This is a genomic window from Amycolatopsis ponsaeliensis (assembly GCF_030182635.1).
Taxonomy (GTDB): domain Bacteria; phylum Actinomycetota; class Actinomycetes; order Mycobacteriales; family Pseudonocardiaceae; genus Amycolatopsis; species Amycolatopsis ponsaeliensis.
In genome coordinates, this window is the sequence record NZ_JAPZLD010000016.1 from 119,159 (window position 1) to 139,684 (window position 20,526).

A 20,526-nucleotide genomic window follows, 5' to 3' on the forward strand; every position below is an offset into this window, starting at 1 on the left:
ACGACTCCTCTAGTCGATCTGGGATTCCAGCAGCGCGGCCATCTCGTCCTCGTACGCCTTGCCGATGCTTTCGAGGAAGTCCAGCGCGGCTGCCGCTTCCGCTTCGTCTATTTTGGACAGTGCGAAGCCGACGTGGATGAGGATCCACTCGCCGGGCTTCGGCGGGTCGTCTTCGAGCAGGCCGATGTTGATGAGCCGCTTGACGCCGCTGACCGAGACCTTCGCGAGGTCCGGCCGGTCTTCGCTGATCTCGATGATCTCGCCCGGGATGCCGAGGCACATGGCTCAGACCTCCGTCTTTTCCTTGACCGGCAGCTCGGGGCTGGTGCCCCACGCGAGTTCGGTGACGGCGCGGACCGCGGCCGGAATGGCTGCGGTCACTTCGGGTGACAGGCCCATCCCCTCGTCGAGGCAGGCCGGCTCGCACCCGACGATCAGCACCCGGCCGGCGTCGCCGCCGAGCAGCCGCAACAACCGGAAGACGGCCTCGGGCTGCATGCCGTGCGCGTCGATCGACGCCGTCGTCAGGTCCTCGGTGTCGGCCTCGATGAGTGAAAGCGTGCCGGGTGGCCGGCCGTGCGGGGTCGCGTCGAGCAGGATCGTCGTGTCGTAGCCGCCCAGCAGGTCGTAGGCGAGGTGCATGCCGGCGATGCCGTAGTCGGCGATCTGCACCCAGGGCGGCAGGTCGGTGCCCTCCAGCTCCTTGATGACCTCCACGCCGAAACCGTCGTCGCTCAGGAAGATGTTGCCGATGCCCGCGACCAGGACTCGTGGCCTCATTCCGCGACCTCCAAGGGTTCGATTTCGTCGGGAGAGAAGTACCGGTACCGGCCGTGGGCGTGCTGCAGGTCGGCGCCGGGGTCGTCGTCGAGCGTCACCGCGACGTGCGTCGCACCGTCCACATCGGACAGGATGACGCGCACGGTCGCGGTCTTGCCGGTGAGGAACATGTCCTGCGCGTCGGCCCCGCGCAGGTTCGGCCGCAGCCGCACCTGCGACCCCGCGGCGACGCGCACCCCGGCGACGGTCACCGTAGGCTCGACCGGCCGGAGGGACCGGACCGCGCCGTGCAGCCGCTCCAGCAGCTCGGGCGGCATCGAGTCGACGCGGTCGACGATGGCCGCCGCGCGCGGGTCGGTGGCCCGGGCCTCGCGCTTCTCCTCGTCGGTCAGCGTCATCGTGCGCAGCGTCAGGATCTCGTCGATCTCGGTGCCGTCGAAGAGGTCTCCGGGGCTTTCCTCGGCGATCGACGGGTTGTCGTAGAGGATGATCGGCGACGCGAGCATGACTGTGCTGCGGGAAGTGTCGCCGATCAGGACCGGCCAGAGCCGTTCCTGCCGGCAGGCTTCGACCGCGGGTTTCGCCCACTCCGGCGGGTCCAGCATGGACAGGAAGTGGCCGGTGTCGACGCTGAGCACGAGGTGAGCGGCCAGCAGCGAATGCCGGAGAGCGTGTTCGCGGATGCCGTCGGAGTGCCACGACGTCGTGTTGTGCACCTCGACGCGCAGCCGGGCGCCGCCGAACGGCCCGTCGAGCTGGTCGACGCGTGCGGTGAGGACGCCGGACAGCGGGTGGGTCCGTTCTTCGCCTGGCACGTGGAACGGCGTCTCGACCGGGAGTTCCGACAGCGGCAGCTCGAAGTCGATCTCGTGTTCGGCGGCTTCGTCCCACGTGAGCCGCGTCCGCGTCCGCAGGAACCGCAGCTTGACGTGCAGGATCGTGCGTTCCAGCGGTTCGAGGAGGCACTCGGCGCCGGCCGACGCGTGTTCGCCGATCTCCGCCGAGGCGTACGACGGCGGCATCAGCACGCCCCACTGCCAGCGCACCTTGTTCTTCCCCGCCGACGCCCGGTACGGGTAGAGGAGGTAGCCCTCGTAGAGCACGGCGTCGCCGATGGCGCGGGCCTGATCGAGGACGTTCACGGTCCACCGGCCAGCAGCTGCTCGATCGCGGCTTCCCAGGTCGGGATCGCGTGCTGCGCCTTGTACTTGAGCAGCGCGTCGACCGTCTCCCGCGGCAGCTTGATCCACGCGACGTTCGGGAAGTAGCGCGACATCAGCTCGTCCCAGACCGCCACCGGCATCCGGCACTCGGCCTGGGTGTGCCACGGCACCTGCTCGACCCAGAACCCCGGCCCGCCCTTGCCGAACACGGTCCCGCTGAACAGCAGCACCATCGGCACGACGCCCTCGGACAGCGCGTGGAAGTACTTGCCGGCCGCGACTTCGAGGTCGTAGGTGCACGGCACTTCGGCGTCGATCTCGGTGGCGCCGGTGAACCCCGGCACGGCCACCGAAACCGTCGTGAACTGGAACGGCTTCAGCGTCTCGCCCCACCGGGACCGTTCGCCGAAGAGGTGGGTGAGCAGCTCCGACTCGTCGTCGGCGTACCGGCGGCGCTGGGGCTCGATGCGGATCTGGACGCGCAGCACCATCGCGTGGATGGGCTGCCCGCTCAGCTCGGAGATCCGCAGCTTGAACGCCAGCGTCGGCGACGCGGCGTACTTCAGCGGCCGGACGTCGATGCAGTCGAAGGTCAGCTCAGCCATCGGTCACGACCTCGCTGCGCTCCCGCAGGCGAGCGAAGAACCCGTCGATGGCCTCGTGCGCTTCGGTGCCGCCGTCGAAGCCCCGCCAGGTCGTCCGGACGAGCCCGACCAGCTCGTAGCAGACGTCGATCGGCACGAGGAAGCACTCGAAACCCAGGTCGAGCTGGTTCAGCAGCAGGGCTTCGACGTCGTCGGCGATGTCGGCGAACGCCGCGGTGCCGGCCAGCAGCTCGTCCCAGGTGCCGAGCGGCAGCAGCGACTCGGTCGCCCCGGCCGGGCTCGGGTAGAACGCGACCGGGCGGTCCTGCACCGAGTTGCGGAACAGGAACGCCGTCTTCACCGGGATGCCCGCCGTCTCCCACAACGCCGTCCCGGGCCCGAACCGCGGCGCGTGCCGGAACCGGTCCGGCACCGCGCGGTGCCGCTTCCCGCCCGACCCGCGGTGGGTGAAGAGCAGGTAGCAGCCCCGGCAGGTGCACAGGATCGTCCGGGATTCGAGGTCGATGACGTGCCCGTGCTCGGCGCCGATCGGTTCCGCGCACATCTCGCACTTCTCGCCCGGCGCGGCGCGCGGGGCGGGCGTGCGGAACCTGCGCAGGCCGCCCGTCACGGGACCTCCACGGGACACGGCACCAGCGGCAGCAGCGGGCGCCCGCCCGGCCCGGTTTCCTCTGGCACGACCCCTTCGACGACGACGTCGGCGATCTCCGGCGCCGCTTCCCGGACCACGCGCTCGATGGCGTACTTCGCGGTGACCGTCGACGACGGGCAGCCGTCGCAGGTGCCCTGGAGCCGCAGCCGCAGGACACCGTCGTCGATCCCGACGAGCTCGACGTCGCCGGCGTGCGAACCCAGGTACGGCCGGACCTTGTCGAGCGCCTCGGTGACCCGCTCGTGCGTCGATCGCGGGTGCAGGTCGTGCAGCACGAGCAGGCCGCGGATGTGGTCGTCCGCGGCGAGCCGGTCCAGCAGGGACCGGTCGACGCCGACGACCTCCACGATCCGGGCCAGGCCGGCGCCGTAGAACTCGAGCAGCGTGTGGACGAGGTCCTCGGCGAGTTCGGCGTCCGCGCCGGAGAACTCGCCCAGCAGCTGCTCGATGCGCTCGCCGACCCGGTCGACCTCCGTCATCAGCCGATCTCCCCGCCGAACGCGTGCGGGGTGTGCAGCCGTTCGATCACCTTGCCCTTGCCGGTGTACATGTGGACGCCGCAGGGCAGGCACGGGTCGAAGCTGCGGACCGCGCGCATGATGTCGATGCCCTTGAAGTTCTCCTGCGTGTTCTCCTCGAAGATCGGCGTGTTCTGCACGGCGTCCTCGTACGGCCCCGGCGTGCCGAAGCTGTCGCGCACGCTGCCGTTCCACGGCGTCGGCGGGTACGGGTGGTAGTTCGCGATCTTGCCGCCCTTGATCACCATGTGGTGCGACAGCACGCCACGCACCGCCTCGGTGAACCCGCAGCTCACACCTTCGTCGGGGACCTTGAACGGCTCCCACGTCTTGGTGTTGCCCTTGCGGACCTCGCCCAGCGCCTGCTCGGCGAAGTGCAGGGCCATCGCCGCCGAGTACGCCTGGAAGTACGTCCGGGCGCGGTTGCGCTCGAGCGCGTTGCTCCACTGCGGGATCTTCCACTCGAAGGCGACCTCGGGTTTCGTCGCCGTGCGCGGCAGGGTGATCGTCACGCTGTGCCCGGTCGACTTCACGTACGGCGTGTCGACGAGCCCGGCGAGCGCCGTCACCCACAGCCGGGCGATCGGGCCGCCACCGGTGTCGAGGGCGAGGTGGTCCTTGCCGTCGAACCAGCGCGGCGACATCGTCCACGAGTACTTGCCGTCGAAGTCGCGCTTGGCCGGGCGCGGGATGGTGTGCTGGTTCCACGGGTGGCGCTGGTCGACCGGGTTGCCCAGCGGGTCCTGCGTGACGAACATCGGCTGGTCGGCCCAGTCCTCGTAGAACGAGCTGCCGAGCAGGATCCGGATGCCGAGGTTGATGTCGAGCAGGCTGGTGGTGACGAGCTTGCCGTCGACGACGATGCCCGGCGTCACGTACATCTTCCGGCCCCAAGACTCCATGTTCTCGTAGCTGAAGTCGCAGTACTCCGGGTTGTTCAGGCTGCCCCAGCAGCCGAGCAGGACGCGCCGCCGCCCGACCTCTTCGTAGCCGGGCAGGGCTTCGTAGAAGAAGTCGAACAGGTCGTCGTGCATCGGCAGGCAGCGCTTCATGAACTCGACGTAGCGCATGAGCCGGGTCAGGTAGTCGGTGAACAGCTGCACGGTGGCGACCGTGCCGACGCCGCCCGGGTACAAAGTGGACGGATGGACGTGCCTGCCCTCCATCAGGCAGAACATCTCACGCGTGCTGCGGGAAACCTGCAGGGCCTCCCGGTAGAACTCGCCTTCCAGCGGGTTCAGCGAGCGCATGATGTCGCCGATGGTCTTGTACCCGTGGTCGCCCGCGTGCGGGGATTCGGTGCGGTTGGCCAGCTCCAGGACGCCGGGGTTGGTCTCGCGGACCATCCGCTCGCAGTAGTCGACCCCGACCAGGTTCTCCTGGAAGATGTTGTGGTCGAACATGTACTCGGCGGCCTCGCCGAGGTTGAGGATCCACTCGCCGAGGTGCGGCGGGCGGACCCCGTACGCCATGTTCTGCGCGTACACCGAGCACGTCGCGTGGTTGTCGCCGCAGATCCCGCAGATCCGGCTGGTGATGAAGTGCGCGTCGCGCGGGTCCTTGCCCTTCATGAAGATGCTGTAGCCGCGGAAGACCGACGACGTGCTGTGGCACTCGACGACGCGCTTGGCCGCCCAGTCGATCTTCGTGTAGATGCCGAGGCTGCCGACGATCCGGGTGATCGGGTCCCACGCCATCTCGACCAGGTCGGTCCGGCCCTTGGTGCTGACGCCCTTGTCCGTCATGTTCCGATCCCTTTCAGCGCCACGAGGACTGGTAGCCGGTGTCGAGCTTCTTGCCGGTGTGCCGCCACTTGGGTTCCTTGTCGGCCTTGCGTTCGGTGATCTTCCGCAGGCGCCGGATGACCGATCCGTACGCGCCGCTGGCGAACGAGGACACGTTCGCGCCCGGCGGCTCGTCCATGAACGGCATGAACTTGTCCGGGAAGCCCGGCATGGTGCAGCCGATGCAGATCCCGCCGACGTTCGGGCAGCCGCCGACGCCGTTGATCCAGCCGCGCTTCGGCACGTTGCACTTCACGACCGGGCCCCAGCAGCCCAGCTTCACCAGGCACTTCGGGGAGCCGTACTCGGTGGCGAACTGGCCCTGCTCGTAGTAGCCGCCGCGGTCGCAGCCCTCGTGCACGGTCGCGCCGAAGAGCCACTGCGGCCGCAGCTGGTCGTCGAGCGGGATCATCGGCGCCTGCCCGGCGGCCTGGTAGAGCAGGTAGACGATGGTCTCCGAGAGGTTGTCCGGGTGGGTCGGGCAGCCGGGCACGCAGACGATCGGGATGCCGGCCCCGGACTTCCAGTCCCAGCCCAGGTAGTCGGGCACGCCCATGGCGCCGGTCGGGTTGCCCTCCATCGCGTGGATGCCGCCGTAGGTGGCGCAGGTGCCGACGGCCATGACCGCCAGTGCCTTGGGCGTCAGGCGGTCCAGCCACTCGCTGGTCGTCATCGGCTGGCCGGTTTCGGGGTTGTTCCCGAAGCCGCACCAGTAGCCCTCTTCCTTGATCGCCTCGTTCGGGATCGAGCCCTCGATGACCAGCACGAACGGCTCCAGCTCACCGCGATCCGCTTTGTAGAACCACTCGATGAACGTGTCGGCCCCCTTGTCGGGGCCGCATTCGAAGTCGATCAACGGCCAGTGGACCGCGATCTTGGGCAAGCCGGGCAAAGCGCCGAGGACGATTTCCTCGATGCTCGGTTGCGTGGCGGCGGTCAGTGCGACGGAGTCGCCGTCGCACGAGAGGCCGGCGTTGATCCAGAGGATGTGGATAGGCTGCTCTTCGGTTTGCTCTGCGGCATGCGTCACGGCTGATCACCCTTGGCGAGATCGTCGTCGAGCGCGCCGAGGGTCAGCTCCCACAGCGCGTGGTAGAGGGTCGTCTGGGCTTCCTGGATGCGGTGCACGGAAGGTGACGGGACGACGAAGAGGTGGTCGATGCTGTCCAGCTCGGCCATCTTTCCCCCGTCGTAGCCGGCGATGCCGACGGTCACCATGCCGCGCCGGGCGGCTTCGTCGAAGGCACGCAGCAGGTTCGCGGAGCTCCCGCTGGTGGACAGGCCCACCGCGATGTCACCGGCCCGCCCGAACGCGCCGATCTGCCGCGCGAACACGACGTCGAACCCGACGTCGTTGGACAGCGCGGTCACCACGGCGATGTCGTTCGTCAGCCCGAAGGCGGGCAACGGCTTCGCGTCGCCGGCCGGGCTGAGGAACAGGCTGGCGAGGTCCTGCGCGTCGGTCGAGCTCCCGCCGTTGCCGAACGCGAGCAGCCGGCCGCCGCCGCGGAACGCGCGCGCGAGGTCCTGCGCGCACGCGAACAGCCGGTCGCGGTCGGCCGCGAGCACGTCGCCGCGGAGGGCGACGATCTCGCGCACCTTGTCCACAGTGGAGTGTTCGACCTGGCTGAGGACGGCGTCGAGATCGCCGGAACCCGCGTAGAGGAACGGGTACAGCGCTTCGAGACCGTCCGCGCCCACGGGGGTGTGCTCCCGCGTCATGGCGCGTCAACTCCCTTGGCTAGGGATTCTCCAGACGGACGATGGCTTCCCCGGCGTGCACCAGGATTCGGTCGCCGACGCCGGCCGAGACCAGCGCCACGCTCACCTCTTCCCGGCCCGAGCCGGTATCCACGACGGCGAACCCGAGGTCCAGGAGTTCGACTACGGTCACTTCGACCGCGGTGTCGGAGCAGGTGATGCACACCCCGTCATGGCAGACGGGGCCGACGTCTCTGTCGGCGTCACGGGCGCTCACGACGCCACCTCCGGGGTCAGCAGGCCGGGTTGTTCGAAGAAGACGTGCACCAGCTCCCACAGCACGTGGTAGGTGGTCACGTGGACCTCCTTGACGATCCGCGGGTCGGTCGAGCGGGCGATGAAGACGTGATTCAGCCCAGTAGTCGCGGCAATCGCGCCGCCGTTACCACCGGTCAGCGCGACGGTGAGCATGCCGAGGTCACGGGCCGTCTCGAGGGCGCGGCGGACGTTCACGCAGTCGCCGTCGGTGGAGATGCCCAGCGCGATGTCGGCGGGTTCGCCGATGATCCGCAGCTGGTGGGCGAAGACGTCCTCGAGGCCGACGCGGTTGGCGACGCCGGTGACCGTCGCGACGTCGGCGGTCAGCGAGAGTGCCGGCAGCGCACGCTTGCCGACGATCACCGGGTGGACGAACTCGACCGCGACGTGCTGGGCGTCGGTGCTGGGACCGCCGTTGCCGAACACCACGAGCTTGCCGCCGCGGTGGAAGCGGCGGGCCATGCCGTGGCACGCCTCGGCCACGGTCCTGGCGTCGTCGGCCAGGGCGAGCACGGGCGCCTTGCGCCGCTCGAAGAGGGCGTCGACGGAGTCCGGGTGATTCGGTGACCACGGCATCGCGGCACTTCCTCGGGGGCTGCTGCTCGGTGGTGGGAGCCCACCCAGGCTAGAGCTGTGAGTTGGATCACACAATAGATCGAACGTGGTCTCTGCTCCGCCAACTGGGTCAGATCGGCCGCTCAGACCTGGTGCTCGCGGTCGTCCTGCACGTGCTCCGCCCGGGCGAGCCACTGTTCCGCCTCATGGCCGGACCCGCGCGACCGCAGCATCCGGGCCAGGCTGAGCATGCCCTGGACGTCGCCCGTCTCGGCGGCGCGGCGGAACCACCGCTCGGCCTCGGCGAAGTCCTCCCGGTGCTCGGCCAGGTGCCCGAGGTTGGTGAGGGCCGGGACGCTGCCGTGCTCGGCGGCCTTGCGGTACCAGGCGGCGGCCTCGCCCTCGTCGCCGCGGTTGCGGGCGAGCACGCCGAGGTTGGTCATCGCCGCGGGGTCGCCGTGCTCGGCGGCGTCGAGGTACCAGTTCTCGGCCTCTTCGAGGTCGCCGCGGCGGTGCAGCAGCAGCCCGAGCCGCACGATCGCCTCGACGTGCCCGCCGGTCGCGCCCTGGCGGTACCACGACTCCGCGTCGCCGGGCCGGCCGAGCCGTTCGGCCTGCCTGCCCAGCTGGCAGGTGGCCGCGAGGTCGCCGGCCAGCACGGCCGAGCGCCACCAGCGGGCGGCTTCGGCGGCCTGGCCGCGGTCGCGGAGCACGATGCCCAGGTCGATCATCGCGGTGGTGATCCCGGCGTCGGCGGCCTGCCGCAGCCACGACTCGGCCTCCTCGACCTGGCCCTTCTCGCGCAGCATGTGCCCGAGTGCGGCGATCGAAGGCAGGTCGCCGGTGCGGGCCGCCTCGCCGTACCAGTGCTGGGCGTCTTCGCGCTTGCCGCGCCGCTCGTAGGACTTGGCGAGGTTGAGCATCCCGTGCGGCTCGCCGGCCAGGGCGGCCTCGTGGTACCAGCGCTCGGCCTCGTCGTGCGCGCCGCGTTCGGCCAGCAGGTGGGCGAGCGAGGTCATCGAGACGCGGTCGCCGCCCATGGCGGCCTGGCGGAACCACGTCTCGGCCTCGGCGAGGTCCCCGCGTTCGCGCATCGCCGACCCCATGCGGGCCATGGCGACGACGTTGCCGCCCTCGGCGGCTTTGCGCTGGAAGAACTCGTCGAACTTTTTGAGCCGGCCGGGCATCGGCTGCTCCCTCCGGATGGGTCCTGCTCCGGTAGTCGCAGATGATCGGCTCGGTGTGACACCTCCGCCGTGGGTGGGCGAGGTCACATTCGCGCCGGGTCGTCGTGTCGGCGCGGTTTTCCCAGGCCGGCAGGGGTGAGACTACGCCGCGCTCAGGTGAATTCGAGAGGAGAAAATCTTGGCGGCCCGCGGCTTTCGGCTCAGCGTGACGCAGCGATCTCTGCTGGTAGTCGCGATCCTCGCGGTTGCCCTCTTCGGGTACTGGGCGACGAACAGAAGCTCCGGTGCGACCCCGCCGCCGTCGTCGTCCCCGGCACCGGTTCCGGTGAGTGCGGCGGACGTGCAGAAGCAGCTCGGCGAGCTGAAGGTCGCCGCGCGGACGTCCATGGACGGCTATTCGCGTGAGAAGTTCCCGCACTGGGACAGCCAGGGGTCAGGGTGTGACACCCGCGAAGTCGTGTTGAAGCGCGCCGGAACGGACGTGAAGACCGACAAGGACTGCAAGGCGACGTCCGGGACGTGGAAGAGCGTCTACGACGACGAGACCTGGACCAAGGCGACCGACCTCGACATCGACCACATGGTCCCGCTCGGGCAGGCCTGGGCCAGCGGCGCCAAGACGTGGACGACCGAGAAGCGCGAGCAGTTCGCCAACGACCTCACGCGGCCGCAGCTGTTCGCCGTCACCGACAACCTCAACCAGCAGAAGAGCGACAAGGCGCCGGACCAGTGGAAGCCGCCGCTGGTCGCGTTCTGGTGCACCTACGCGACCGACTGGATCGTGGTGAAGCACTACTACGGGCTGACCGTCACCGACGGCGAGAAGACGGCCTTGACGGACATGCTGCGACGCTGCTGAGCTGGCCGGCATGACGACGTTCGCGCTGATCCACGGGGGTGGCGGCAGCGGGTGGGACTTCCACCGGCTGGTGCCGGAGCTGGCCGCGCGCGGCCACGACGCGATCGCGCCCGACCTGCCGATCACGGACTCCTCGGCCGGACTGGCCGACTTCACCGACACGGTGCTGGCCGCGCTGGGCGACGCTTCGGACGTCGCCGTCGTCGGCCACTCGTACGGCGGGTTCACGGCACCGCTGGTCGCTTCGAAGGTGCGGGCGCGGGTGCTGGTGTACCTGGCCGGGATGATCCCGGCGCCGGGAGAGCCGCCGGGGCAGTGGTGGGGCAACACGGGTTTCGCGGCGCCTTCGGGCTTGAGCGACATCGAGACGTACTTCAACGGTGTACCGGCCGAGCTCGCTTCGGAGGGCATGGCGCACGGCCGCGAGCAGGTGAGCAAGGAGTGGGACGAGCCTTGGCCGTTGCCGGCCCACCCGGACGTCCCGACCCGCGTGGTGCTGTGCCGCGACGACCGGTTCTTCACGCCGGACTTCCAGCGTCGCGTCGCGCGCGAACGGCTGGGCATCGAGCCGGACGAGGTCGACGGCCCGCACTGCGCGCCGTTGAGTCATCCCGCCCAGATCGCCGACTTGCTGGTGAGCTACCTGTAAAGCCATGAGGGGCACCCTCATGGACATAAGAGCCATCAGGGTGCCCCTCATGGCTTTGGTCCGTCCGGGGTACCGGGAAACTTAAAGGTCTAGACCTATTGACTGTGTGGTCCAGGCCACTTAACGTCTTTTTCGCGGCGAACCCGCACCTCCCCACCTGCGTCACCTCCACCCCGGTCCCCACCATGGAGGTTTCTCCGTCATGCGCTTCGCCAGGATCTTCGCGCTGGTGGCCGTCGCCGCCGGAAGCGTGCTCGTCGCCCCCGCCGCGTCCGCGGCCACCTTGCCGGCCTGCCAGCACTTCTACACCGGCACCATCCCGGACCGCCCGGTCACCGGCGGCCACGGTCCCGGCACGCTCGTCGGCGCCGTGAACGTGGGCAACCGCCTGCCCGCGCCCGGCTCGGTCGCCGGCGGGCTGGGTGCCGACGGCAAGGTCACGTTCACCTTCGCCCGCGTCACCGGCGCGAAGGCCTACCGCGCGTTCCGCAACGGCCAGGCCCTGCAGTGGATCAGCGACTGGGGCCAGCCGACGCTCACCGTCACCGACGCGAGCCCCTGCCAGAACGCGAACTACCAGCTTTACGCGATGACGGCGGAGGACAACTCGCCCGGCTCGCTCGGCCAGATCTCCACCGCGTACCGCCTCGACGGCGGCAACCACCTCGCGACCTACCGCATCCCGGCCGGCACCACGCTGAACTACCGCGTCACGTCCTACAACGACGTCGCGCAGACGGCGTTGGGCTACAGCGCGGGCCCGGGCTTCTGCGCGGTCGACGCCCGGAACATCCCGTGGGGCACCAGGTTCTCCGTACCGGGCTACGGCGAGTGCTACGCGGCCGACATCGGCAGCTGGATCAAGGACGACATCGTCGACGTCTGGTTGCCCGGCTCCCAGGCCGACGCCTGGGGCATCCAGCGGCTCACCCTGACGGTGCGCTGACTGCCCCGGACGCGCCCCCTGACGGCCGAAAGGCCGTGACGGCCTCCTTGCCGACGTCCCCTATGCCCCGGCAAGGAGGCCTCATGGCACCTACCAGCGGTCGAGGTGCAGCACGTCGTCGAGGGGCTGGCGGGCTGCCGGCTTGAACGTGTCGCCCGTGTAGAACGCCGTCGGGATCAACGCCGCCTGGTGGACGTTCTTCGGCAGCTCGAGCACCTCCGCCGCCTCCTGCTCGTACTTCAGGTGCAGCGTCGTCCACGCCGTCCCCAGCGTCACCGACCGCGCCGCCAGCATGTAGCTCCACACCGCCGGCAGCAGCGACGCCCACATCCCCGCCTGGTTGCCGGCCGGCAGCTCCGCGGACGCCGTCTCCAGGCACGGCACCACCAGCACCGGGACGTCACCCATCCGGTCGGCCAGGTACGCGACGCTGTCACCGACCCGCTTCTGCACCGGCGCCCGCGAAGGGTCGTCCGCGAACTGCTTGCCCGCCGCGTTCGGCGACGCCAGGTACTCGTGGCACGCCCGGCTGTAGATCCGCCCGAGCGCCGCCCGCTGGTCGGCGTCCGTCACGACCAGCCACTGCCACCGCTGGGTGTTCGAACCGCTCGGCGCCTGCAGGGCCACCTGCACGCAGTGTTTCACCAGTTCGAGCGGCACCGGCCGGTCGAAGTCCAGCCGCTTGCGGACGGTCCTGGTGGTCGTCAGGAGCTCTTCGGGCGTCATCATCGGCCCATCATGCCGGGACTACCAGCGATCGTGCACCAGCGGCCGGATCAGCTCGTCGTACGTTTCGCGGACACCCTCCAGGGCTTCCTCGGACAACGGCGGGAGCGCGGCCGCCGCCGTGTTCGCCGTGGCCTGCGAAGCGTTGCGCGCGCCCGGGATCACCGTGCTCACGCCGGGCTGGTCGATGATCCACCGAAGCGCGAACTGCGCCAGCGTCTGGCCCTCCGGAACGAGCCCGCGCAGCCTCTCGACGGCTGCCAGCCCGGCCTCGTACGGCACGCCCGAGAACGTCTCGCCGACGTCGAACGCCTCGCCGTGGCGGTTGAAGTTCCGGTGGTCGTTTTCCGCGAACGTCGTCGACGCGGTGTAGCGCCCGGACAGCAGGCCGGACGCCAGCGGCACCCGCGCGATGATCCCCGCGCCCGCCTCCGCCGCAGCCGGCAGCACGCGCTCCAAGGGCTTGCGGCGCAGGCAGTTCAGGATGATCTGGACGGACGCGACATGCGGCCGCGCCAACGCCGTCAGCGCCTCTTCGCACGTCTCGACACTCACGCCGTACGCCTTGATGCGGCCCTCGGCCACCATCTCGTCCAGGGCGTCGTACACGGCGTCGGATGAGTACACCGGCGTCGGCGGGCAGTGCAGCTGGACCAGGTCGAGCGTCTCGACGCCGAGGTTGCGGCGCGACCGGTCGTTCCACTCGCGGAAGTTCGCACGGACGTAGTTCTCCGGCACCTGCTCGACCCGGCGGCCCATCTTGGTCGCCACGAAGACGTCGCCGCGTTCGGCGAGGAACCGGCCGACCAGGGTCTCGCTGCGCCCGTCGCCGTAGACGTCGGCCGTGTCGAAGAACGTGACGCCGGCGTCGGCCGCCGCGTGCAGCACCGCCAGGGCGTCGTTCTCGTCGACCTCGCCCCAGTCGGCGCCGAGCTGCCAGCAGCCGAGCCCGACGACGGACACCTCGCGGCCCAGCCGGGTGATCTTCCGGTTCTCCATGCCGCGATCCAAGCACACCGCCCCGCCTATGATCGGCCGTCATGGCCATGACGTCGGGTCCGGACGGACTCGGGACCCGGATGCGGCACGTCCTCGAGATCCTCGAGGGCGACGTCGCGAAGTTCCTCGCCGACATCGGCCTCGACGACTACCGCCCGCGGTACTCGCCGGTCGTGCGGGCGCTGCTCGCGCGCGGCCCGCTGGCCATCCGCGACCTCGCGGCCGAGATGGGCGTGACGCACTCGGCGGCCAGCCAGACCGTCGCGCAGATGAACCGCGCCGGGCTCGTCGGCCTCGAACCGGGTGCGGACGCCCGGCAGCGCATCGTGTCGCTCACCGACAAGACGCGCGAGCTCCTGCCGCTGATCGAGGCGGAGTGGACGGCGACGACCGAGGCGTCGGAAGCGCTGGAGGCGGAGCTGCCGTACCCGTTGCGCGGGGTGCTGGCCGCGATCGTCGAAGCGCTGGAGCGGAAGCCGTTCCGGCAGCGGATCGGCGAAACCGGCGCGGCGCGGGAGCTGCTGGAGCCCTGATCAGGCGCCGGGGATGCGGAAGACGGCCCAGACGAACTTGCCGCCGGGGCAGACCTCGAAGCCCCAGTCTTCCGACAGTGCCTGGACCAGCACCAGCCCGCGGCTGCGCGCTTCGGCGGGGGCCGGCGCCCGCAGCTGGGGCAGCCGGCTGCCGGTGTCGTGCACCTGCAGCGTCAGCTGTCCTTCGAAGTAACCCAGCTCGAGCCGCTGCGGGCTCTCGCCGTGCTCGAAGGCGTTCGTGACCAGCTCGGACACGGCCAGCAGGACGTCGTCCAGCTGTCTTTCGTCCAAGCCGAAGCCGAGCAGCATCGAGCGGACCTCGTGCCGCGCGCGGGCCGGGGCGGTGACGTCGTCCGGGAGCAGCACCGTCAGCGGCGCGACCGGCACGGTCGTGCGCTGCGAGATGTTCGTCGTCATCGGTCCTCCTCCCAGTGAGTTCCGGTACCGTCCGCGAAGTACCCAGGGCCGTCAGCGGCTAATCAGGTGCCGTCGGCGAGCTCGGATTCGTCCAGGCCCGAACGCAGCTTCTTCAAGGTCGCGGCCAGCAACCGCGACACCTGCATCTGGGAGACCCCGACGCGGCGCGCGATGTCCGACTGGCTCATCCCGGAGCCGAACCGCAGCGCGACGATCTTGCGCTCCCGCTCCGGCAGGCTGTCCAGCATCGGGCGCAGCGCCTCGCGCAGCTCGGCCTGGCCCAGCTCGGCGTCCGGCGCCCCGAACCGCGTGTGCGCCGCGTTCTCCAGCAGGTGGTCCAGCGACGCGCCGTAACGGCCTTGACCAGCGCGAAGGCCCTCGTAGACGTCCTCGATCGGCACGCCGAGCCGGGACGCGATCTCACTCGGCTTCGGCGCGCGCGAGAGCTGCACGGTGAGCTCTTCGCGCGCGGCGGAGATGTTCGCGTTCAGCTCCTTGAGCCGCCGCGGCACCCGCACCGACCAGCTGTTGTCCCGGAAGTGGTGCCGCAGCTCCCCGGAGATGGTGGGGACGGCGAAGGCCAGGAAGTCCGTCCCCTGCTCGGGGTCGAACCGGTCGACGGCGTGGATGAGCCCGACCGTGGCGATCTGGACCAGGTCCTCCATCGCCTCGTCGCGGTTGCGGAACTTGCGGGCCAGGTTGCGCGCGAGTTCGAGGTGGCCGCGCACCAGGGTGTCGCGGACGCGCTCCCACTCCGCGGAACCCGCCGGCAGCGCGGCGAGTCGGGTGAACAGCGCGCCGACGTCGAGGTCGCTCCCGCTGTTCCCGGCGGGATCGCTCACGAGTCCGCCGCCTGGCTCTCCCGGACGAGGTCGACCCGGGACAGGTAACGCCCGTCCTCGGGGGTCACGGTGCGCTGGGCCGACGTCGCGAGCGCGGTGAGCAGCTGCCACGACAGGCCGGAGTCGTCCTCGTGGTCGGGGGTGTCCGAAAGCACCGACACCGAAACCTCGATGCGCGGCCCGCTCCACGAGAAGACGCAGGTGAGGCGGCCGTCCGAGCTGGCGGGGAGGAGCAGCGAGCACGCTTCGTCCACCGCCATCCGGAGGTCCTCGACGGCGTCGAGGTCGAAGTCCTGGCGCATGGCGATGTCCGCCACGATCGTGCGCAGCGTCGGCACGACGTGCGGGATCGCGGCCGTCCGCACCTCGATGACCTGCGCGCCTTCCGGGACGAGCGGGGCGTTGTCCTCCACGTTTGTTCCTTTCTCCGGCTCGCGCTCCAGGGTTCGGCGGTGTCCTCTTCACGCCCGGTCGCGAGATGCCCGTGGGGTGAGCAAACCAAACCCGGGTTTGATCCGCTCCACCGGCGGGCATGTAGCGATCGACATGCTCATCCTGGGAAAGGCAGGGACGACATGGCTGACGTCAGCCGACTGCCCAACGTGGTTGCTGAAGAGTGGGAATGGCAGCTGCGCGGTTCGTGCCGCGGCGCCGACAGCAGCCTCTTCTTCCACACCGACAACGAGCGGGGTTCGGCGCGGGAGCGGCGGGAGTCGAGGGCCAAGGCCATCTGCCAGACCTGCCCGGTCCTGGCCCAGTGCCGCACGCACGCGATGACGGTACAGGAGCCCTACGGCATCTGGGGCGGCCTCGGGGAGATCGAGCGGCGACAGCTCTTTCTGCGGCAACGCAGGGCGGCCCGGAAGGTGATGAGTGCGCACTGACCAGGCAGGATTCGATCGCACGTGAGCAGTCAGCGCGAAAGGGCGGCGGCCGTGGCGGGCTCGGTCGCTTCCTGGGTTAGGGTTGGCCCCGGAGTTGCCTTGACCGTGCCGCCGCGAGCTTCTGGAAAGGCACGGTGACACGGTTGCCGCTTGAGACAACAGGCGCGTACCCGGCGCAGGAGCAGCGCCTGACGAGGAGAAACTGCATGCCCGCAGCCGACCAGAACGCCACCCCGCCCGGGTTCGGCATCACGCTGGACACCGACGCGACGGAGCCCCGGGTGGTGGTCACCGGCGAGCTCGATCTGCTGACCAGTCCGCAGCTGCAGGAAGCCCTGGCGGGGCTGATCGCGGACAAGCGAGCGCAGCGGGTCGTGGCCGATCTGACCGGGGTGACCTTCTTCGATTCCTCCGCGCTGAACGTGGTGCTCCGCGCACAACGCCAGGCCGGCGAGCAGGATGTCGAACTCGAGGTCGTCCCGAGCCCCGCGGTGAGCCGCGTGATCGAGCTCACCGGCGTGGCCGAACACCTGAGCGTGTCGGAAGACCCCCAAGCCTGACCGCCCGCTACGGTTCCGCCGACTGATTTTTGTGCGTGGACCTTGGGGGCGGCACGATGATGGGGCGGACGCACGCCCTGACCGGCTGGTGCGCGGGCTTGGCCCTGGCGCCCGCGGTCGGGGCCGGTTCGGTGCACCAGGCAGTGGTTTTCGCCGCCACGACGGCGGGGTTCGCCCTGCTGCCCGACCTCGACCACCCCGGAGCGAGCGCGTCCCGTCTGCTCGGTTGGCTGACGGGCGCGTTGTCGTGGCTGCTGCGCCGCGTGTCGGCGGCGTTCTACGCGCTGACCAAGGGCCCGCGCGACGAGAAGGTGACGGGCCAGCACCGCCACCTCTCCCACACGGTGTTGTTCGCGGCAGGCCTCGGCGCGCTGACGTCGTGGGGCACCGAAGCCGGCGGCCCGTGGGCGGTCGTCGGCGTGGTGGTCTTCGGGTTGATGCTGGCGGAAGGCGCACTGGGCGACTGGCTCCTCCCGGTGAGCGGCGCCGCGGTGGCCTGGTGGTTCTTCACGGCGCCGCCCGACCGGGCGGGTGAGCTGGAGTCGATCACGGGCTGGCTGGGCGTCGCGGTGGCGGCGGGTTGCCTGGCCCACTGCCTGGGCGACGCTTTGACCGAGTCGGGCTGCCCGTTCCTCTTCCCGATCCCGATCGCGGGCGAGACGTGGTACGAGATCGGGCCCCCGAAAGCTCTCCGGTTCAAGACCGGGAAGAAGGTCGAGAAGCGGCTGATCTTCCCGGTGTTCGTGGTGCTCGGCGTGCTGCTGGTCCCGGGTGTGTGGGACTGGTCGGTGAACACGGTCGAGCGGCTGTTCATCCCGCCGGCGAGCCAGCAGGCGACGACTCCGTGAACCGCTTGATCCGCTCGGCCGACGCGGCGGTGTCCGCGTAGTCGCGCGAGTGCGTGATCAAGCCGTCCTTGATCGTCATCACCATGACGTAGGACGCCACGAAGGTTTCGCCGCCCAGTTCCTGGCGCAGGTCGAACTCCGCCACCAGCACCGACGGGTCCTTCGTTTCGTGGACCACGACGTTCTCCGCGCCCACGATCCGCCGGAGCGGTCCCGCCGCGCGGAAACGGCGGCGGAGTTCTTCGCGGCCCTTCGTCTCGCGGGGGACGCCCGCCGGGGTGAACGGCATCTCGAGCACCACATCCTCGGCGTACAGATCGGCGAGGTCGTCCCAGCGGTTTTCCACCGAAGCGGCGAGGAAAGCGTCGAACACCGCCCGGGCCCCGGCGGATGCGCCGGCCACGTTCGGGTAGTCGCGGTACGACGTGATCAAGCCGTCGGACACCGTCAGGATCCCCACCGACGACGGAAAGCTGAAGGCAGGACCGGAAACCGTCAGCTCCACCGTGAACCCGGACTCCGCCGGGGTCGTCTTGACCTGCACCTTCTCCACGCCGATCTCGCGGGCTCGCGTACCGCCCGCGGCGAGGCGCGCCAAGATCGCCTCCCGGCCTTCGACGCGCTGGCCGAGGAACGGCAGCTCGTACACCGCGTCGGCGGCGAAGAGGTCCGCGAATGGCGTGGTGTCCAACGTGGACATCCCCTGACTGACCAGCGAAGCGATTTCGGGCACGGTGCGTCGTGGCATCGGAATTCTCCTGGAAGACTGGACGTTGAATCGGAACGGTGCACCCGCTTACGACGATACGGAGCGCACGTTCCGGTTGTCAACGAGGAGAAGACACATGGAGAAGATGCGCGCGGACGCGCGGCGCAACCGGGCCAAGGTCCTGGCTGCCGCCGAAGAGGCGTTCGCCGCCGACGGGCTCGCCGTGCCGCTCGATGACATCGCGCGGCTGGCCGGGGTCGGCGCCGGGACCGTCTACCGGCATTTCCCCAGCAAGGAAGCGCTCTTCCAGGCCGTCGTCCTCGAACGCATCGAGCAGTTCGCCGAAGAGGCCCGCGCGCTCGCCGCGGCCGACGACCCCGGTGAAGCCTTCCTCGACTACTTCGTCCGCGTCATCAAGCAGGCGTCGCTCAACCGCGCCATCTGCGACGCGCTGGCCGAGACCAGCGGGCACGCCTTCAAAGCCGGCGCGGGGGACGATTTCCGCGCTGCCCACGGCGAACTCCTGCGCCGGGCCCAGGCCGCCGGTGCCATCCGGCGGGACATCGACGCCGACGACCTGCGCGCGCTCATCGTCGGCTGCCTCGCCGTCGAGCGGTACGCGCCGGGCAGCGAACACCTGGTCCGCGTGGTCGTCGACGGCCTCCGCGCGTCAGCCGGGAACTAGGTCGCGCAGCTTCCGCAGCGGCGAGCACACCAGGATCGCGGCCGAGGCGAGCACGCCCGCCGCCGCGATGTGCAGCGTCACCCGCATCCCGAACGCGCTGGCCAGCGCGCCGCCGGCGAGGCTGCCGAGCGGGATCGCGCCGAACACCAGCGTGTGCGTGATCGAGTTGACCCGGCCCAGCAGCTCCGGCGGCGCGGCGGGCTGCTGGAAGCTCATGCCGAACACGTTCAGCACGATGACGCCGAAGCTCGCGAAGAACCCGGCGACGACGTAGCAGGCGAGCGCCCAGCCGCGGCCGGTGAACGGGTAGAGCTGGTAGGCCAGGCCGTACAGCACCGCCGCACCCCACAGTGCCCGCGCGCCACCGATCCGGTCGCCGATCCGCCGCGCGGTGAGCCCGGCCGTGAGGGCGCCGGTGAGTGTCAAGGTGTTCAGAAGCCCGATGTCACGTGAGGAAGATGATCACAACAGCCGGGTGGATCGGCTGGAAGAAGCTCGACACCGCACCGTGGACGCTGATCGCCAGCAGGATGCGGTTGCCGCGGACCACTCGCAGTCCGTCGCCGATCTTGCGCAGTAGCCGCCGCGGTCCCGGTGCGGAGTGCCCGTCCGGTGTGGTCTGAAGCGGATCACAGGTAGCTGACGGCGTCGACGTCCAACGTCATCGCGTTGCCGAGTGCATGGATGACCAGCCTGGCCCCGCGACCGTCGCCATCACCTGACTTGCCCGGAGCCGGGCAGTCACGTCTGTTACCAGCTCGGTTCTGGTGGCCATGTCGAATTCATGAGTCAGTCCGATCCCCGGCGCGCGCGATCGGTAACCGGCATGCCGAAGTGAGAGCGGCACCGGCATCGACCCGATCAGCACCGCGCGCCCGAGGTCGGCGGCGATCAGCACCGGGCGGTGGCGCATCCGGTCACACCACGCGCCGACCTGCAGGCCCAGCACCAGGTAGGGGAGGGTTTCCGCGGCCCTCAGCAGTGAGACCTCGAAGACGGACGCGCCGAGCGCGGTGGCCGCGAGCAGGGGTACCGCCAGCACGTCGATCCGGCTGCCGAACTGGCTCACGAGGTCAGCCAGCCACAGTCGGCGGAAGTCGCGGTTCCCCAGTGCCCCCATGACCCCAACGTGCCGCGCTCAATAAAGTTGAGTCAAGCAGACTCAAGGTGCACGGTCTGTAACAAGAGCTAAGATCAACGCGAGTTAGTCCTCGTACCTGCGCTGCGCGTGGCGAGGGGGTGCCCGGATGCACGGCCGACCTACCTGGGGCTCCACCGCGGTGACCGGGCTGGCGGGATTCGCCACCGGGTTGCTGGTGGCCGCGCTGCTCGTCGCCGGCCGGCCCACTCCCGAGCCCGCCGACGTCACCCCCTCGCCGACCAGCACCGTTCCCGCCGCTCCCGCCGTGCCGGTCACCGTGACCGCGTCGGTGCCGCCGTCCACCGTCACGTCGGTCGAGACCTCGCCGCCGAGCACCACCACGAGCGTCGTCGAGGTCACCGTGACGCCCACCCCGACGTCGACAGTGCCGCCCACGACTTCGCCCGCCTTGCCGCTGACCAGCGTTTGGCGCGACTGACCCGTGCAACCCCGGCGCGGGTAACT

Annotated in this window: 29 protein-coding genes; 9 read left to right on the forward strand and 20 right to left on the reverse strand. The window is 70.1% G+C overall.

Going from position 1 to position 20,526, the window contains the following annotated elements; genetic code table 11:
- Window positions 1-9 precede the first annotated feature (9 nt).
- From QQ657_RS24195 to QQ657_RS24250, 12 genes are all read right to left on the reverse strand, one after another.
- Window positions 10-282, reverse strand: coding sequence for a HypC/HybG/HupF family hydrogenase formation chaperone (locus QQ657_RS24195; protein ID WP_284744512.1), 273 nt, complete (start codon window positions 280-282; stop codon window positions 10-12).
- A gap of 3 nt (window positions 283-285) precedes the next feature.
- A complete protein-coding gene (locus QQ657_RS24200) occupies window positions 286-780 on the reverse strand; it encodes a hydrogenase maturation protease (protein WP_284744513.1) in 495 nt (164 codons plus the stop codon).
- On the reverse strand, window positions 777-1,922 hold the full coding sequence (locus QQ657_RS24205) for a hypothetical protein (RefSeq protein ID WP_284744514.1): 1,146 nt from the start codon (window positions 1,920-1,922) through the stop codon (window positions 777-779). Before QQ657_RS24205 ends, QQ657_RS24200 begins: the two co-directional genes overlap by 4 nt.
- On the reverse strand, window positions 1,919-2,548 hold the full coding sequence (locus QQ657_RS24210; protein ID WP_284744515.1) for a DUF6084 family protein: 630 nt from the start codon (window positions 2,546-2,548) through the stop codon (window positions 1,919-1,921). Before QQ657_RS24210 ends, QQ657_RS24205 begins: the two co-directional genes overlap by 4 nt.
- Window positions 2,541-3,158 carry a DUF5947 family protein gene (locus QQ657_RS24215; protein ID WP_284744516.1) on the reverse strand — a complete coding sequence of 206 codons (618 nt, stop codon included), beginning with the start codon at window positions 3,156-3,158 and terminating at the stop codon, window positions 2,541-2,543. The genes QQ657_RS24210 and QQ657_RS24215 overlap by 8 nt, the downstream gene beginning before the upstream one ends.
- A complete protein-coding gene (locus QQ657_RS24220; protein WP_284744517.1) occupies window positions 3,155-3,679 on the reverse strand; it encodes a NifU family protein in 525 nt (174 codons plus the stop codon). Before QQ657_RS24220 ends, QQ657_RS24215 begins: the two co-directional genes overlap by 4 nt.
- Window positions 3,679-5,463: a nickel-dependent hydrogenase large subunit gene (locus tag QQ657_RS24225; RefSeq protein WP_284744518.1), complete on the reverse strand. Its 1,785-nt coding sequence runs from the start codon at window positions 5,461-5,463 to the stop codon at window positions 3,679-3,681. The genes QQ657_RS24220 and QQ657_RS24225 overlap by 1 nt, the downstream gene beginning before the upstream one ends.
- A 13-nt stretch (window positions 5,464-5,476) precedes the next feature.
- Entirely contained in the window at window positions 5,477-6,532 is a 1,056-nt protein-coding gene (locus QQ657_RS24230; RefSeq protein ID WP_284744519.1) for an NADH-quinone oxidoreductase subunit B family protein, read from the reverse strand.
- Window positions 6,529-7,224 carry a D-sedoheptulose-7-phosphate isomerase gene (locus QQ657_RS24235; protein ID WP_284744520.1) on the reverse strand — a complete coding sequence of 232 codons (696 nt, stop codon included), beginning with the start codon at window positions 7,222-7,224 and terminating at the stop codon, window positions 6,529-6,531. The genes QQ657_RS24230 and QQ657_RS24235 overlap by 4 nt, the downstream gene beginning before the upstream one ends.
- Before the next feature lie 19 nt (window positions 7,225-7,243).
- Complete coding sequence (locus tag QQ657_RS24240) at window positions 7,244-7,480, reverse strand: HypC/HybG/HupF family hydrogenase formation chaperone (protein ID WP_284744521.1); 237 nt, start codon at window positions 7,478-7,480, stop codon at window positions 7,244-7,246.
- Window positions 7,477-8,097: a D-sedoheptulose-7-phosphate isomerase gene (locus QQ657_RS24245; RefSeq protein WP_284744522.1), complete on the reverse strand. Its 621-nt coding sequence runs from the start codon at window positions 8,095-8,097 to the stop codon at window positions 7,477-7,479. Before QQ657_RS24245 ends, QQ657_RS24240 begins: the two co-directional genes overlap by 4 nt.
- 122 nt (window positions 8,098-8,219) lie before the next feature.
- Window positions 8,220-9,263: a tetratricopeptide repeat protein gene (locus QQ657_RS24250; RefSeq protein ID WP_284744523.1), complete on the reverse strand. Its 1,044-nt coding sequence runs from the start codon at window positions 9,261-9,263 to the stop codon at window positions 8,220-8,222.
- A 178-nt stretch (window positions 9,264-9,441) separates the two neighbouring features.
- Between QQ657_RS24250 and QQ657_RS24255 the strand changes: the two genes are divergently transcribed.
- From QQ657_RS24255 to QQ657_RS24265, 3 genes are all read left to right on the forward strand, one after another.
- Window positions 9,442-10,122 (forward strand): HNH endonuclease family protein, encoded by a 681-nt coding sequence (locus QQ657_RS24255; protein ID WP_284744524.1) that lies wholly within the window; start codon window positions 9,442-9,444, stop codon window positions 10,120-10,122.
- Window positions 10,123-10,132: 10 nt separating this feature from the next.
- On the forward strand, window positions 10,133-10,771 hold the full coding sequence (locus QQ657_RS24260) for an alpha/beta fold hydrolase (RefSeq protein ID WP_284744525.1): 639 nt from the start codon (window positions 10,133-10,135) through the stop codon (window positions 10,769-10,771).
- Between the two features lie 202 nt (window positions 10,772-10,973).
- Window positions 10,974-11,717 (forward strand): 3D domain-containing protein, encoded by a 744-nt coding sequence (locus QQ657_RS24265; RefSeq protein ID WP_284744526.1) that lies wholly within the window; start codon window positions 10,974-10,976, stop codon window positions 11,715-11,717.
- A 90-nt stretch (window positions 11,718-11,807) separates the two neighbouring features.
- Here the strand turns inward: QQ657_RS24265 and QQ657_RS24270 are convergent, their stop codons facing one another.
- Window positions 11,808-12,446 carry a nitroreductase family protein gene (locus tag QQ657_RS24270; RefSeq protein WP_284744527.1) on the reverse strand — a complete coding sequence of 213 codons (639 nt, stop codon included), beginning with the start codon at window positions 12,444-12,446 and terminating at the stop codon, window positions 11,808-11,810.
- Window positions 12,447-12,464: 18 nt separating this feature from the next.
- The gene (locus tag QQ657_RS24275) at window positions 12,465-13,442 is read right to left on the reverse strand and encodes an aldo/keto reductase (protein ID WP_284744528.1); all 978 of its coding nucleotides are present in this window, start codon (window positions 13,440-13,442) and stop codon (window positions 12,465-12,467) included.
- A 47-nt stretch (window positions 13,443-13,489) separates the two neighbouring features.
- Here QQ657_RS24275 and QQ657_RS24280 point away from each other — a divergent pair, with 47 nt between their 5' ends.
- Window positions 13,490-13,975 (forward strand): MarR family winged helix-turn-helix transcriptional regulator, encoded by a 486-nt coding sequence (locus QQ657_RS24280; protein WP_434056771.1) that lies wholly within the window; start codon window positions 13,490-13,492, stop codon window positions 13,973-13,975.
- Here the strand turns inward: QQ657_RS24280 and QQ657_RS24285 are convergent, their stop codons facing one another.
- The 3 genes from QQ657_RS24285 to QQ657_RS24295 all read right to left on the reverse strand — a co-directional run bounded on the left by QQ657_RS24285 (window position 13,976) and on the right by QQ657_RS24295 (window position 15,647).
- Entirely contained in the window at window positions 13,976-14,392 is a 417-nt protein-coding gene (locus QQ657_RS24285; protein WP_284744530.1) for an ATP-binding protein, read from the reverse strand.
- A 62-nt stretch (window positions 14,393-14,454) separates the two neighbouring features.
- Window positions 14,455-15,234, reverse strand: a complete 780-nt coding sequence (locus QQ657_RS24290) for a SigB/SigF/SigG family RNA polymerase sigma factor (protein WP_284744531.1) — start codon at window positions 15,232-15,234, stop codon at window positions 14,455-14,457.
- Window positions 15,231-15,647: an ATP-binding protein gene (locus QQ657_RS24295; protein WP_155548577.1), complete on the reverse strand. Its 417-nt coding sequence runs from the start codon at window positions 15,645-15,647 to the stop codon at window positions 15,231-15,233. The genes QQ657_RS24290 and QQ657_RS24295 overlap by 4 nt, the downstream gene beginning before the upstream one ends.
- A gap of 162 nt (window positions 15,648-15,809) precedes the next feature.
- On the opposite strand from QQ657_RS24295, the gene QQ657_RS24300 reads away from it, so the two are divergent.
- The 3 genes from QQ657_RS24300 to QQ657_RS24310 all read left to right on the forward strand — a co-directional run bounded on the left by QQ657_RS24300 (window position 15,810) and on the right by QQ657_RS24310 (window position 17,526).
- Complete coding sequence (locus QQ657_RS24300; RefSeq protein WP_284744532.1) at window positions 15,810-16,118, forward strand: WhiB family transcriptional regulator; 309 nt, start codon at window positions 15,810-15,812, stop codon at window positions 16,116-16,118.
- A gap of 206 nt (window positions 16,119-16,324) precedes the next feature.
- Window positions 16,325-16,678, forward strand: a complete 354-nt coding sequence (locus tag QQ657_RS24305) for an STAS domain-containing protein (RefSeq protein WP_086862300.1) — start codon at window positions 16,325-16,327, stop codon at window positions 16,676-16,678.
- 59 nt (window positions 16,679-16,737) lie between these two features.
- Window positions 16,738-17,526 (forward strand): metal-dependent hydrolase, encoded by a 789-nt coding sequence (locus tag QQ657_RS24310; protein WP_284744615.1) that lies wholly within the window; start codon window positions 16,738-16,740, stop codon window positions 17,524-17,526.
- Here QQ657_RS24310 and QQ657_RS24315 read toward each other — a convergent pair.
- Complete coding sequence (locus tag QQ657_RS24315) at window positions 17,489-18,274, reverse strand: nuclear transport factor 2 family protein (RefSeq protein WP_284744533.1); 786 nt, start codon at window positions 18,272-18,274, stop codon at window positions 17,489-17,491. The genes QQ657_RS24310 and QQ657_RS24315 overlap by 38 nt on opposite strands.
- Before the next feature lie 97 nt (window positions 18,275-18,371).
- On the opposite strand from QQ657_RS24315, the gene QQ657_RS24320 reads away from it, so the two are divergent.
- Window positions 18,372-18,920 carry a TetR/AcrR family transcriptional regulator gene (locus tag QQ657_RS24320; protein ID WP_284744534.1) on the forward strand — a complete coding sequence of 183 codons (549 nt, stop codon included), beginning with the start codon at window positions 18,372-18,374 and terminating at the stop codon, window positions 18,918-18,920.
- Here QQ657_RS24320 and QQ657_RS24325 read toward each other — a convergent pair.
- Entirely contained in the window at window positions 18,906-19,346 is a 441-nt protein-coding gene (locus tag QQ657_RS24325; RefSeq protein ID WP_284744535.1) for an MFS transporter, read from the reverse strand. The genes QQ657_RS24320 and QQ657_RS24325 overlap by 15 nt on opposite strands.
- Before the next feature lie 235 nt (window positions 19,347-19,581).
- A complete protein-coding gene (locus QQ657_RS24330) occupies window positions 19,582-20,040 on the reverse strand; it encodes an MFS transporter (RefSeq protein WP_284744536.1) in 459 nt (152 codons plus the stop codon).
- 127 nt (window positions 20,041-20,167) lie between these two features.
- Between QQ657_RS24330 and QQ657_RS24335 the strand changes: the two genes are divergently transcribed.
- Entirely contained in the window at window positions 20,168-20,500 is a 333-nt protein-coding gene (locus tag QQ657_RS24335; protein ID WP_284744537.1) for a hypothetical protein, read from the forward strand.
- Window positions 20,501-20,526: the final 26 nt, after the last annotated feature.